The organism is Pseudomonas sp. AAC (assembly GCF_000725445.1).
In the GTDB taxonomy this organism is placed as follows: domain Bacteria; phylum Pseudomonadota; class Gammaproteobacteria; order Pseudomonadales; family Pseudomonadaceae; genus Pseudomonas; species Pseudomonas citronellolis.
In genome coordinates this window covers 122,815-136,970 of record NZ_KL647097.1, presented here as the reverse complement: position 1 = coordinate 136,970, position 14,156 = coordinate 122,815, and the positions used below count along the sequence as shown (strand labels likewise).

Here is a 14,156-nt window from a genome sequence, read left to right as displayed (position 1 = left end):
CAATGTCCGAAATCAAGATCAACGCCGCCCTGGTCGCAGGGCTGACGGCGGCTGCGCTCGGCATCCCGACGGCCAATGAAGGGAAGAACTTCACCCCTCCATCGCCGTCGCTGCCATGGGCTGCCTGGTTCAACCTGCCGGCCAGCACCGACCCTTCGAGCCTTGGCGTCGGAGGCATGGACGAGACGGTCGGAGTCTTCCAGGTCGACCTGAATTACCCGCTCAACGATGGCACCGGGAACATCCTCGCCGCCGTGCAGAGGCTCCGCGACTACTTCGTCGCCGGTCGCCGCCTGGTCTATCAGGGCCAGTGCGTGAAGGTCATGCGCGTCACCCGCAACAACCTCCGGCCGGTCGACGGCTGGCAGCAAATCAACGTCTCCATCTACTACAGCGCCAACACCATCCGCCCGGAGGTATAACCCATGGCCTGCTTTGCCAGCGGCTCTGCCGTCAAGCTCTACTACGTCCTCGAGGGCGCCACCAAAACCGCCTCGACCATCAGCGCAGCTGCGTCGGATTCCAGCTACAGCGACTCGGGCAGCGGGTTCCTGACTGCTGGCTTCGCCGTTGGCCAGATCATCACCGTCTCCGGCTTTGCCAATGCTGCGAACAATGGCAAGCGCAAGATCGCCACCGCCGCGGCCGGCAAGATCACCGTCACCAACGTCGATGGATCGGCCGTCACCCTGGTGGACGCTGCAGCCAGTCCGGCGATCACCATCGTCATGGAAGGCTCGATTCCGGGGAATCCCCAGTTCAAGCCTATCCGCTTCGTCTCGGAAGGTCTGAGCCCGAACATCAACCAGATCGAATCCGCCGAGATCAACCAGGCCCGCCAGCGCGCACCGAGCCGCGGCGGCACCTATAGCGTCCAGGGCGAAATCGCCGCAGAGGTGAGCTTCGGCAGCTTCGATGACCTGATCGAGGCAGCGCTGCAGGGAACTTGGACTGGCGATGTGCTGGAGGTCGGCTCTGTCGAACGCTCCTTCGCCATCCTGGAGCGGCATACCGACATCGGTGCTGACTACATCTACCGCGGCTGCCGCGTGAACACCCTGAACATCTCCGCCCCGCTGGGCGACAAGGCAGGAATCACCTTCGGGATGATCGGCACCAAGGCCGAGCCCTACACCATCCCGGGCGGCGCCACGTTCGCTGCTGCTACCACCAGCGACATGATGGTGACCACCAACGGCTCCTTCACCGAGGGCGGTCAGGTGATCGCTTATGCCACCGAGTGGAACCTGAGCCTGGACAACGGCATGGAGGCTGCTTTCTCGCTGTTCCAGCGTGAGGCCTACTGCGTCACCAACGGCATCGCTGCGGTCACCGGAACCATGAACGCCTACCTCAAGGACGGCTCTCTGTGGGCGAAGGTGCTGGACGAGACCGAAACCAGCCACATTGTTGTGCTGGAGGAGGGCGCTGACAGCTACACCATCGAGTTGCCGAAGGTTCGCTATACCCAGGGCCAGAAGCAAACCAGCGGCCCGGGCGCGGTGATCCCGCAATACACATACTCGGCCGGCTACGACGGCACCACCACCATGCGGATCACCCGGAGCTGATGGCCGCCTGCGACCAGCACGCTTACCTCTTGAGCTTTACTGCCGCCTTTTGCTTTCGCAGCAATTCCTTGGCTTTGGGCATGCGTTGCTTTATGTCGTCATGGCCGGGGCCGCGTCTGACCGCAAGCATGCCAGAACCCAGTCCAAGCTGGGTTTTGGCGTTTGCGCCGTGGTAGATTCCCTTCAATCTGGATCGGGAGGGAATCAAATGGCATTGATGAAGTGCAAGGAGTGCGGGAGTCAGGTCTCGACGAAGGCAAAGGCCTGTCCTACGTGTGGGGCTAAGCCGCCGAAGAAGACCATTGGGACATTAAGTGGCCTCATCATCATTGGCCTCGCCGTAGTTGTGTTCAGCAAGATTTTCGGTGGCGGAAGTTCGGGGTCGTCCGCCAATCAGGTCGCCAGCGCAGATCGATGCAATGATCCAACCATGGCCTTCGTCATGTCGCAAAATTTCGCCAAAAAGCAGCTGAAGTCACCGGCCAGTGCGAAGTTCCCATATATAAGCGACGACGGAGTGAGCGTCGTGAAAACCGCCGATTGCCAGTATCAGGTGGTGGCGTTTGTTGACTCGCAGAATAGTTTTGGTGCAGTGCTGCGGAGCACTTACAGCGTGAACATGGAAAGCACGCGGGATGGGCGGCGGTGGACGGCAAAGAACCTCGTAATTAAGTGACTCACCATAATTTCAGAAACCGCCTTCGGGCGGTTTTTTATTACCCGGAGAAACCATGAAGAAAGAAGCTTTCTACACCAAGCCGAACGCCGATAAAGGCGTGAAGATGCAGCTGATGCTCGCGGATGGCAGTCCATCGGAGCACTGGCTGATGGTGCGCGGCACCGATTCCGATGCTTTCCGCAAGGCGAAGTTCGAGGGGGCCCGTACCATGCGTGATCTGCCTGCCAGCATGAGCGATTGGGATCGCGCCGCGGCACGAGATGAGGTCGTCATGAACGGTCTTGTGTCCTTGGTCGCCGACTGGTCCTTCGAAGAACCCTGCACTCTGGAAGCTGTTCGGGAATTCCTCACCAATGCGCCGCACATTGCCGATGCCGTGGACACCGTAGCTGCGGACCGCTCCCGTTTTTTCGAGATCGCCTCGGAGACCTTGAGCGACACGCCGAAGCAGAGCTAAGGCTGTTCAAGCGTGCTCCAGGGTCTGACAAGTCAGTCCGGGAGCATCTGGAGAAGATCGCTCGGGTAACTGGCGATACCCCCAAAGAACTTCAAACCCCACCGATCCCTCAGGAACTGGCCTACCTCTGGCCATTGTTCTTCGAGATCAGGCGCACGCCTGAGCCTCTTACCTATACCGAATTGCGCAACTGGTGCGACCTCAAGCGGATAAGTCTGGAGCCGCTTGAGGTCGACGTGCTGATGCGTCTGGACTCCATCACCCATAGGGTTCGAAACGATGACTGAATATGCCCGTCTTGTGATGGTGGTGGACTCCACGTCGGCAAAGAAGGCCACCGACGAACTGCGCATTATGATCGATATAACGGCCAAGGCTGATAAGTCGAATCAGGAGCTAACGAAGTCTACCAGCGGCCTAGGTAAGGCATTTGGTGCCCTTGCTGCTGCCATCAGCGTGCGCGCAATAATCGCTGCATCCGACCAATACGGCCAGATGGCTGCGCGTATTCGGATGGCTTCGTCGTCCACGGAGGAGTACACCAAGGTCCAAGCACGCCTCCTGCAAACGGCGAACGCAACCTACCGCCCGCTCAACGAGGCGCAGGAGGTCTACATCCGGACGGCGGATGCCATACGCACGCTGGGCTACAACACCGACGATGCCCTGGATATCACGGACAGTTTCAGCTTCCTGTTGGTGACCAACGCCGCGTCGGCAGACAAGGCATCCTCGGCCATCGATGCCTACTCCAAGGCTATCCAGACCGGGAAGATCGAGTCTGACGGCTGGCAATCGATCCTGGCAGCCATGCCTACAATCGTGAACGACCTTGCTGCTGCGACGGGGCGGTCGACGGCCGACATTCGGAAGCTCGGCATTGAGGGCAAGCTGAGCCTCGCGGCGCTGAACGAAGCGCTTCGTCGGTCGAGGGATAGCAACGAAGAGCTAGCTGCGTCGATGGAGACGTCTGTTGCGGACTCTACGACGGCGCTTTCGAACTCCTTCCAAGTGTTCGTTGGCAAGGTCAACGAGACGTCAAAGGCGTCTGCAATCCTTACCGGGAACATCGGCGAGTTGGCGGAGACACTCCAGGATCCGAAGACTATCCGCGCCGCCCAAGAGCTGGCTGCCGGCGTAGTCACTGCGTTCAACACCATCGCGAAGGGAGTCCGCGAAGCTATATCGATTGTGCAATGGTTTGGTTATGAGTTGGCCTACCAGGCCAATGGTGGAAAGGCGGCTGCCGATGACATCGTTCGCCTGAATGACCAACTCATTCGTAAGCAAGGAGAGCTTGCCGAGCAAGAGAAAGCTCTCGCTAACCTTCGGACCATTGATCCAAATGCGAAAGAGTCGCCAGAGATGGCGAGGCTCCGCGAAGAGATCAAGGGCGTCCAGGCGCTACTCAAACTGAATGATGAACTCATGGCCGCGCGAGCGAATAATGGCGCCGCCGCTCCGCCGCCCAAGACGTCTCCCGAGGACAAGCCGAAGGTTGATGCGGAAGCACCACCGACGCCACCAAAACCGAGAGGCTCGGCTTTAACAGACGAGCAGCGCGCAGCCAAACAGCTTGCTTCTGCATATAAGAATGTTGAGCAGAGCCTGGCACAGCAGGTTGCGCTATTTGGCCAAACTACTGAGGTTGCGCACGTCCGCTACCAGTTAGAAAACGGCGAGCTCTCTAAGCTGAACTCCAAGCAGAAACAGCACCTGCTTGATCTTGCTGCCGAGTTGGATGCAAAGCAGGACCAGGTGGAGCAGGACAAGCTGCGCCTGCAGATCCTCCGGGAAACCGGCCAGGTGCGTGCCGCGGATGAACTCCAGTTCGAGCTCGACTACGCCGAGAAGATGGCGCAGTACGAGAAGGACGGGAATACAGCGGCGCTAGCAAGGCTGAAGACGCTGAAGGCGATCCAGGACGCCAATCGCGAGGCCGACATCAAGTCTGGCACCGTGGAAGGCGTTTCCAAGGCTCCGCACACGTCCGGCCTGGATGCCGATGTCGGAGGCGCCAGTAGCGAGCTGATCAAGCTAGACGAGGAGACCAAGGCGCTTCAGGACTGGCGAGACAGTGAGCTCAAGAAGCAGCTTGAATACCTTGATGCCAAGGCCATCAACGAAGAGGAATACGCCAAGCGGGTGGCTAACATCCACCAGCAAGCCGCAGATGAGCAGAGCGCCATCGAGGCTGCGAAGAACTCCGCTTTGCTGGCCGGTGGAGAAAGCCTATTCGGAAACCTTGCTGGCCTGACCAAGGAGTTCGCTGGCGAACAATCTGGGCTTTACAAGGCGATGTTCGCCATCCAGAAGGCGTTCTCCATTGCCCAGACCATCGTCAACACGGAAACGGCTGCAACGGCCGCGATGGCGCCTCCGCCGGTCGGGCTGGGGCCAGTCATTGGCGCCCCTTATTCCCAGGTAATCCGAGCCATGGGCTACACCTCGGCCGCACTGATCGGAGCCACCGCCATTGCTGGTATGGCACACGATGGCATCGATAACATCCCCAAAGAAGGCACCTGGCTGCTCGACAGGGGAGAGCGGGTAGTCGACAGGCGCACCAACAGCGACCTGAAGGATTTCCTCAACCGGCAGGGGAGCACCTCGACGACCACCAACAGCAAGGTCAACAACATCAGCCTCAACGTCTATGGCATCACCGATGCGAAGGGCATGCAGGAGTCCACTGCGCGCCTAGCCCGTCGGGTGTCGAGTGCCGTTAGCAAATCCGACAGGTACGCATGATGGGAGAGTTTCTGGAAGAGCGCCTGGCCGAGAATATCGACTATGGCAGCGGGTTCGGTGCGAGCTATGCGGTCAGCACCGTGACCACAGCTGGCGGCAACGAATACCGGTCGATGAAGCACCCCTTCATCAAGGCTCAGATGACCATCGAGTTTGAACGCCAGACGAACTTCATCATCAGCCAGATCGTGGACCTGAACAACCGAGCCGGCGGCACCTACCGAGGCTTCCGGGTGATGCATCCAGCCGACTTCTCGACGAAAGACTACCGCGGTGCGCCAAGTGCGTTCGACCAGGCCATGATCCTGGACAACCCCACGGTCCCAGGTGTCTACCAGCTAATGCGTTGGTACGGCGATAGCTCTGATCCGTCATGCATCCGCCGAAGGATTCGCAAGCCTGTATCTGGAACGGTCAAGGTCGGTGTCGGCGGCCAGATCCTTCCGGTCGCGCAGTGGAGCGTCGACAACACCACCGGCCTGGTCACCCTAGCGGCGAACAAGGCCAGAACCATCACCGCGATCAGCAAGGCGAGCAGTGCTGTCATCACTGTGGGTTCGCACAGCTTCACCATCGGTGATTCGGTCGTGATTACGGGCGTTGTCGGGATGACGCAGATAAACGGCCTACGCGCGCTGGTGACAGGCATCAGCGGCACAACCATCACCGTCGCGATCAACTCCACGGGGTTCAGTGATTACGTCAGCGGCGGGGCGGTGAATACCCGGCCGCAGACTGGAGAAGCGGTTACTGCGGGATGCCAGTTCGACATCCCCATGCGCTTCACTGCGGACCTCAGCAGCAGATTCTCCAATTGGGACACGATCGACGCGGGGAGCATCGACCTCCTAGAGATCCTGAACCCCTAAGCAACACCTATCCAAGCAACCCGGCCTAGCGCCGGGTTTTTCATTTTGAGGCCCTATGAAGCCACACGTCGCAGACTGGAAGACGAGGGTTTACTGCGCCCGCATCGAGGCCGAGAACGGCACCGTAGTGCGCCTGGCGGCATACCCGACTGACCTCGTAATGAGCAACGGAACGGTCTATTCGACCGAATCGGGCTACGAGTTCAGCGGACTGGACGCGACCGACAGTATGTCGCCGTCGAGCGTGGACCTGACCGGGATTCTGAATCATGGGATCACCCGGGAGCAGCTGGCCACTGGCGTCTTCGACAACGCTCGCTGCTATGTCTTCGCCACTTCCTGGAAAGCGCCCATCGAGGACGAAGAGCCGCTTGGCGTCATGATCCTCGGCAAGACCACGCTCACCGACGATGCCTACAAGGCCGAGATGATGAGCATCGTGGATGCGCTCAACCAGTCGGTTGGTGCAGTATTCACTGCTCAATGCCCCTACACGCTGTTCGATCAGACGCTTGATGGTCGGATCATCGCGTCGACGCGCAGCCGTTGCACTGGTCCCCGTTCCAACCCGGATGGCCCGAACATCAACGACTACAAGGTCAGCGGGACGGTTACTGGCGTCACCAGCCAATACACCTTCACCGACTCTTCCCGGGCTGAGGCAGATGACTGGTTCACCGCCGGCCAGGTGATGTTCACCGCCGGGCTCAATGCCGGCCTGAAGCCGCAGCAGATCAAATCGTCAAGCGCGGCAGGCGTGATTACCACGCACGAGCCGTTCCCCTATGCCATCGCGCCCGGGGACGCCTACGTGATGATTCCCGGCTGTCGCAAGCGGCTGATGGAGGACTGCGTCGGGAAGTACAACAACGGCCTGAACAATGGCTCACAGGCGCACATGCCGACCTCTTCCGAATCTGGAGCAGTAGGGAGGGGCGCATGACTCGCGACGAGATCGTCTCTGCCGCCCTGGAGGCCGAGGGAACGCCGTTTCGCCATCAGGGGCGAGTGGTCGGGCTTGGGCTCGATTGCGCTGGCCTCTACGTCTTCGTCTGCCAGCGCTTGGGCATTCCCCATCGGGACGCCCATGGCTACCCGCGCACGCCCTTCGACGGTGAGCTGGAGCGCCAGATTGACGCCCAGCCATCCCTGCAGCGCATCGCCGTCTCCGAGGCGCAGAAGGGTGACGTCCTGCTGATGCGCATGACCAAACAACCCCAGCACATCGCCATCCATGCCGGCGAATACCGCGACCACCCCTATGTCATCCATGCCAGCGAGCAGCACGGGACGGTCTGTGTCCATCGCTTGGATTCGACCTGGTTCAGCCGCGTCGTTCGTGCCTACACATTCTCCGAGGTGTCTGAGGTGACTGATGTCTGATCCCTTAACGATAGGCATCGGCGTCGGGGTAGTCGGTGCTCTTCTGCTTGGTCTTTCTCAACAGCAGAAGACGGTCATCGAGCAAGGGAAGCTATCCAGCCGGACCTTCCAGGGCAGCGAGTACGGCGGCGACATCCCGCGCGTCTACAGCACTGTCGGCCTCTCCGGCAGCCAGATCGTCTGGATGGAGAACAACCAGCTCAAGGAAGTCGTCAAAAAGAAAAAGTCAGGCGGCAAGGGCGGACCTTCGACGGTCACCAAGACCTACAGCTATTACGCCACCTTTGCCCTGATGCTCTGCCAAGGCGAGATTGCTGGTATCCGTCGCATCTGGTGTTCTGACAAGCTCATCTACAACGCCGGCAGCGACGATCTGGAAACCATCATCGCCTCGAACCAGGCCGCGAAGGGATGGAGGCTGTACCGGGGGACGGATGATCAGTTGCCCGATCCACGCTATGAGGCTGATGTTGGCGTTGGGAATGCGCCGGCGTTCAGGGGCTACACCTACATCGTCTTTGATGATTTTGCCCTGGCCGATTACTCGAACACCTTGCAGGCGGCGCAGTTCAAGGTTGAGGTAATTGCCGAGGTTGACGGCCAGGGACTCCGTGAATACCTGGAGACCGCCCAGGGACGAATTGCGCTGAACGATACGGCTACGGTTGTAAGCGCTGGAGGCGGAGTGGTGACCTTTGCCGCCAACCCTAGCGATCCGCGCCCGGACTACGGCGATGTGGGAGGGTACTTCGAGTTCAAATATCGGCTGGCAGATGGTCAGTTCGTCTCGGCGCAATCGATTGCGGGGAAATACGTCAATCCTGCCCTGTCCTCGTTCAACTACCCCATCGGCCACGATGGGAAATGGGCCTGGTCGTACCACTACAACAACGCCTACACCTACGTTTCGGTGTATGGCGCGCATACCAACGGGCTCCAGACCGCCCTGCTGACGCCCTATGCGGGTGAGAGCTACATTGGCTTTGGTGCCTACGTGGTGGATGGTCTTCTCTACGTCTTCCGTCGCCGAGCAGACCTGTCGAGCTATTACGAGATCTACTCGGACGGCGCCCTGGTCTCGATGCATGAGGTTCAGCTTTCTCCCGGGGTTCCCTATACACGCTGGATCGGCAACTACATCTACCACCCGGATAAGGGGGCAACGCCGATCGTTGAGGCTGGGGGAGCGGTCATGTGGTTGGTCGACTCCGGTGATGGCGCGACTATCGGCCCGAGCGTGCGGACGTTCCTGCGCGACGCTTCTGGCAACTTCGTCCAAGACGAGGTTCTTTCCCATAGCTTTTCGACCAACCAGATCTGGGGGGCGGCGTCGGATGGTGTGCTGACCTTGGTGTTTGGTAGTTCGATCATCTCCTTCATCCGGTCAGTGAAATTCGACTATGGATACCAGAATCTTGGCGATGTCATCGCTAGCGAGGTGGCGCTTTCCGAGCTCATCCAGCCGAGTGACATTGATGTTTCATTGCTCACGCAGGATGTCCGTGGCTATCGGGTTTCGGGAGGCGCAATCAGGTCTGTGATCGAACCGCTGCAGGGGGCATATCCATTCGATGTCGTCCCCTCCGGCTACAAGATCAAGTTCGTCCCGCGTGGGCAATCTTCGGTGATGACGATTCCGTGGGAGGACCTCGCGGCCAACGACAGTTCTGACATTGGCGACTCGCTCCCCTACAGCAGAGAGATGGACTCGCAGCTTCCGCAGAAGGTCACCATCACTGCGTTGAGCTCGACCAGGGAGTACGCGTCGGCCACCCAGTCCTACGAGCGCCTGAACACATCGGCGGTCAATGCTGAGGAGCGTGACATCCCGCTGGTTCTGAGCGACGACGAGATCGCGCAGATGTCCGAGAAACTGCTGTTCCTGCGCTGGCTTGAGCGCGATGATTTTGACGGCCCCGTGTTGCCGCCGACCTACCTTCCGCTTGAGGCGGCTGACGTTGTCACCGTTCAAGCGAAGTTCGGCACATTCGAGCTGCGTCTTACCGAGATCAACTACGAATCGGATGGCCGTCTCACCTGCAAATCCAAGCTGAACAACGCCGCCATCTATTCGAGCAATGCAGCTGGCGCACCTGGCCCTGGCCCAGGTGGCAATGTCCCTCTGCGTGGCCAATCGCTGGCGCTTGAGCTCGACATTCCCGTAGTCGACGAGACCGTGCAGAACACCCCTGGATTCGTGGGGGTGATGAGCGGGTATACCGATGGCTGGCCCGGCGGTGTGATGGTCCGGTCGGTCGACAATGGGCAGACCTGGACAGAACTGCAGGGCTTCACCGGGAAAGCGACGATCGGGTTCGCCCGGGGGACGTTGCCGGTCAGTGCGTGCACGCTCATTGATCAGCGCGCACTGGTGGTCGATATGCTCTCGGGTGAGCTTGAGTCGATCACGCGTGACCAGATGCTGCTGGGTGCGAACTATGCAGCCTATGGGGCCTATGGCCGGTGGGAGATCATCCGGTTTCAGAATGCTGCGCTGCAGGCCGATGGCAGCTATCGACTGTCCGGGCTTGTTCGGGGGGATCGCGGAACCGAGTGGGCCACAGGGCTTCACCAGTCTGGCGACTATCTGGTTCTCCTCGCTGATACCGACAACATCTTCATCGACATGGCCGTTGGCTCGATCGGTGTACCGTCGCTTTATCGCGGAGTGACTCAGGGTGCCAGCATCGATAGCGCAGATGACACGGCGTTCACATACCAAGGGGTGAACCTCGAATGCCTGTCTCCGGTGTACGCAAAGGGTGCCCGCGACACTTCAAGTAATTTCTCTGGAATGTTCACGCGCCGCAGCCGGCTGAGCAGCACCTGGTGGACCAATGGCGTCGTTGCTCCGGTGGGCGAGGCATCTGAGGCCTATGAAGTCGATGTCATGTCGGGATCTACCGTGAAGCGCACGATCTCTGTCACGTCACCGGCTTGGACCTATAGCGCCGCAGACCAGACGACCGACTTCGGTTCGGCTCAGTCCTCGATCACATTCCGCATCTACCAGCTCAGCGGCACTGTCGGCCGCGGCTACGTCCTGGAGGCAACACTTTGACCGTCAAATTCGGCATGCCTGATCTGGCGAACGGACAGGCGAACTATTTGAACGCCAACGAGGCGTTCGCCATGATCGACCAGCTCATTGGTTGTGCTGCGCTGGACAAGGACCTGTCTGCGCCCCCAGGGAGCCCGGCGAATGGGGCTCTATACATTGTTGGCGCCAGTCCCACCGGGGCATGGTCTGGAAAGGCGAACAACCTGGCCTATTGGATCACGGCGTTCGGGGTTTGGACGTTCGTCGCTCCTCGCGAGGGGCTGCCCGTACGCGTTCTCGATGAGCATGTGACCTATGAGTGGAACGGTACAGCCTGGGCCGTTTCCTCAAGCGGGGGATCGTCGGGGAACATGCCGCAGAACTCACAGTCGGCGAACTACACCCTGGTCCTCGGGGATGTGGGCAAGCACATTCTGCACCCCAGCGCCGACACGACCGCCCGCACGTTTACCATTCCGGCGAACAGCTCCGTAGCGTTCAACATCGGTGACATGGTGACGTTCCTGAACCAGAACGGCGCTGGCCTGATCACGATTGCGATCACTACCGATACGATGCGCCTGGCCGGATCTGGGGTAACGGGGAGTCGAACACTGGCGGCCAATGGGATTGCCACGGCGGTCAAGGTCGCAGCCACCGAATGGCTGATCAGCGGGGTAGGGCTGACATGAGCATGCAATCGCTTCTGATGTCGTATGCCCAGGGCTGGAACCCATCGCTGCTGACCGCCGCACCTCGTCTCTGGCTGGATGATTCCAGCCCCATGACGCTGGCATCCGGCGCCGTCAGCGTGTGGGGCGACCGCTCCGGGAATGCCTGGGATGTTTCACAGTCCGCCGCTGCCAACCGCCCTACGCCGGTCAGTGGCGGCCTGAATGGACGCCGCACTGTGCTGTTCGACGGCGTGAATGATGTCCTGCAGACAACGGCCACTGCTGCGTTCGGGCTGTTCCAGAACCGTACCTATGGGTACATGTTTTCGATCGTGAAGAAGACGGCGGCGGATGGTTCTGCGATAAATCGGATTGTTGCGGGTGTTGGTCGCGGGGGCGCCTCTCCAGGTGTTCGTGCGGCTCAGTACATGGGGATTTCCTCCATGGCTGCGAATACCCAGGCTGTAGGTGGCAGGCGCTTGGATACCGATTCATTTGGAAGCGCAAGCAATGGCGTCGCATCTTCAGCAACTTGGTACATGCGCCTGGATCATTTTCGATGGGCCGACCGTCAGATCGATATGCATATTGACGGGCAGTTGGCAGCTTCGGGGACTGGCCTCTGGACAGCCGCAGGATCAACAAGCAACACCGCCAGCGTAGGTCCGATAGGGATCGGTGCCTCATATTCAGGCGCAAGCTTTGTAGCCGAGGCCTTCGCTGATATCGAGTTGGCTTGTGTGCTGATGGGGAACGCCACTCTCTCGTCTGATGATATCGATAGGATGTTTGGATGGGCCGCATGGCGGTATGGTCTGCAGGGCAGTCTTCCTTCCGGGCATCCTTACAAAAATACTCCTCCGTGATTATTGTGTTGCGTATAACTCATTTAGTTTGCGTAGCAATTTCATGAATGCTTCTTCAGAATCTATCGCGTAAGCCATAGAGCCATATGCATTTATGTGCGTCTCGTCGTAATATATGATGTTGCCATTGAATGTAGGTGGCGTACGGAATACCTCGCTTGAGGTTAGATCTAGAAATTTCGCGTTGCTATATTTTTCGACTATGCGCTTCATCTTGATGTTTGATTTCGTGTTCTCGTCAGTCACCAGAAGCTCAGTTGAGAATCCCAGCGAAGATAGACGTGCAGATCGCGCCGCGGTTGTGGAGAGGATTGGAACGTCCGCCATGAAAACGACAGTGGTTTTATTGCGTTTTGCACGTTTCATGAATGATTCAAGATCGCTAAGTAATAGTTTGTTGTCATCAATCCGCTTCGCCCATCTCCCTGCGACGAAAATGATTCGATAGCTGTCCATTATCTTGTTGACCTGAGATGCCTGTAGCTTGCAACTATCTGCATAATTTTCGGAATATATATAGCCCCCTCCAGGGATAGTCAGGCATGCATCATTTGTGATTGTTCGAACCCTGAACCCATTGGTTGAGCCCATATAGTCAAAGAACGGATTGAGCAGCATGGCGTGGCTATCGCCGATAAGAAGATATTCGGTTGAGCTTAGTTGATCACCTTTCAGGCAAGGGCCGCTGATCTGATTATGGCAGCGTAAGTCCAGCGAGCTGCGCCCAGCAAATTCAGGCTCTGGAATTGCGCGGTTGATGGAATGCGATGCAATGGCGATTGAGCAGAAGGAAACTGCGATAGCGATGGCTCGTAGCGTCAGGCGGCGCAGCTCAACTCGTCGGAAGGGCTGTTCAACATATCTAAATGAGAGGTACGACAGAGCGCTCGTAATAGCGACTGCGGCCAACATTGCAGGCCATGGTAGCGATTCGACGCCTAATACGTATCTCGTAATTGCTAGTACTATCCAGTGCCACAGATATATAGAGTAGGAATATTCGCCTATCAGCCTCAGTGCACTCGTACTCAGTGCCATGTTTGTGATTGAGCCGCGAGAGCAGATAATTAGCGCTGCGCCTATGCATGGAAGCAAGACTGCAGAGCCTGGATACGATGTTTTGCCACTTATAAGGACTGTGGATAGGGCGATAAATATCAGTCCGATTGCGCCGCAAATATTGCCGAAATTTCTTTCTACGAAAGTGCGATCTATGGTCGCCCAGTGCAATGCTAGCGTGGTTCCTAGCAGGAACTCTGGTGCGCGAAGTATGGTTGAGTAATATTGCTGCTGTCGCGTTATTATATCGTATGATTGAAAATACGACGCCGAGAAAATTCCGATCATAGAGATTGGAACTATATATTTCAGTGCGCGAATAGGGATCAGAATTAGGAATATTGGTAGGATGAAGTAAATCTTCATCTCAATTGCAAGTGTCCAAGTGTGCAGTAGTGGCCACTGAAGCGCTGATGATGCGAAATACCCTCCGAAGTCGGCGAAAAAGCTGTTGCTGTCAAAAACAGCTGCACGCTTCAGGCTGCTCCAGAAAACTCGAAAGTCCGAATTTGTGAAGAGGATGGAACAGGCTATAGTTGCTATAGTTAACGCTGAGAAATAGGCGGGAGTTATCCTGCGAATTCTGCTTTCATAGAATTTTAGTATAGAGAATCTGCCGGATTCTTTGTTTCTGAGAATTATCCCGGATATTAGAAAGCCAGAAATGACAAAAAATATGTCTACGCCAATAAAGCCACCAGTAAGTAATGATGGATCAAGATGGAAAGCAAATACGCTTAGAACCGCTATGGCGCGCAGGCCTTGAATGTCATCCCTAATCAAATCTCGCATGCTCTTCATTTATCC

The 14,156-nt window shown here is 57.9% G+C and carries 12 protein-coding genes; 11 read left to right on the top strand and 1 reads right to left on the bottom strand.

The genetic code is table 11. The features are described from left to right. Positions 1 to 2 precede the first annotated feature (2 nt). From FG99_RS14265 to FG99_RS32135, 11 genes are all read left to right on the top strand, one after another. Positions 3 to 422, top strand: a complete 420-nt coding sequence (locus tag FG99_RS14265) for a phage tail terminator-like protein (RefSeq protein ID WP_043270550.1) — start codon at positions 3 to 5, stop codon at positions 420 to 422. A gap of 3 nt (positions 423 to 425) precedes the next feature. After that, positions 426 to 1,571: a phage tail tube protein gene (locus FG99_RS14260; protein ID WP_043270548.1), complete on the top strand. Its 1,146-nt coding sequence runs from the start codon at positions 426 to 428 to the stop codon at positions 1,569 to 1,571. Between the two features lie 208 nt (positions 1,572 to 1,779). Continuing rightward, positions 1,780 to 2,247, top strand: a complete 468-nt coding sequence (locus FG99_RS32845) for a zinc ribbon domain-containing protein (RefSeq protein WP_051878884.1) — start codon at positions 1,780 to 1,782, stop codon at positions 2,245 to 2,247. Positions 2,248 to 2,302: 55 nt separating this feature from the next. Further along, complete coding sequence (locus FG99_RS14250; RefSeq protein WP_043270546.1) at positions 2,303 to 2,707, top strand: hypothetical protein; 405 nt, start codon at positions 2,303 to 2,305, stop codon at positions 2,705 to 2,707. Positions 2,708 to 2,986: 279 nt separating this feature from the next. Further along, on the top strand, positions 2,987 to 5,458 hold the full coding sequence (locus FG99_RS14240) for a tape measure protein (protein ID WP_081884631.1): 2,472 nt from the start codon (positions 2,987 to 2,989) through the stop codon (positions 5,456 to 5,458). After that, entirely contained in the window at positions 5,458 to 6,327 is an 870-nt protein-coding gene (locus FG99_RS30805) for a DUF2460 domain-containing protein (protein ID WP_051878881.1), read from the top strand. The genes FG99_RS14240 and FG99_RS30805 overlap by 1 nt, the downstream gene beginning before the upstream one ends. 55 nt (positions 6,328 to 6,382) lie before the next feature. Continuing rightward, positions 6,383 to 7,270, top strand: coding sequence for a DUF2163 domain-containing protein (locus FG99_RS14230; protein ID WP_043270539.1), 888 nt, complete (start codon positions 6,383 to 6,385; stop codon positions 7,268 to 7,270). Further along, a complete protein-coding gene (locus FG99_RS30800) occupies positions 7,267 to 7,710 on the top strand; it encodes a C40 family peptidase (protein ID WP_051878877.1) in 444 nt (147 codons plus the stop codon). Before FG99_RS14230 ends, FG99_RS30800 begins: the two co-directional genes overlap by 4 nt. Continuing rightward, positions 7,703 to 10,771, top strand: coding sequence for a phage tail protein (locus FG99_RS14220; protein WP_043270537.1), 3,069 nt, complete (start codon positions 7,703 to 7,705; stop codon positions 10,769 to 10,771). Before FG99_RS30800 ends, FG99_RS14220 begins: the two co-directional genes overlap by 8 nt. Further along, complete coding sequence (locus tag FG99_RS30795) at positions 10,768 to 11,442, top strand: DUF2793 domain-containing protein (protein ID WP_051878874.1); 675 nt, start codon at positions 10,768 to 10,770, stop codon at positions 11,440 to 11,442. The genes FG99_RS14220 and FG99_RS30795 overlap by 4 nt, the downstream gene beginning before the upstream one ends. Beyond that, positions 11,439 to 12,290: a hypothetical protein gene (locus FG99_RS32135; RefSeq protein ID WP_156060079.1), complete on the top strand. Its 852-nt coding sequence runs from the start codon at positions 11,439 to 11,441 to the stop codon at positions 12,288 to 12,290. Before FG99_RS30795 ends, FG99_RS32135 begins: the two co-directional genes overlap by 4 nt. Here the strand turns inward: FG99_RS32135 and FG99_RS31370 are convergent, their stop codons facing one another. Continuing rightward, on the bottom strand, positions 12,291 to 14,150 hold the full coding sequence (locus FG99_RS31370) for an acyltransferase family protein (protein WP_081884629.1): 1,860 nt from the start codon (positions 14,148 to 14,150) through the stop codon (positions 12,291 to 12,293). Between the last annotated feature and the right edge of the window lie 6 nt (positions 14,151 to 14,156).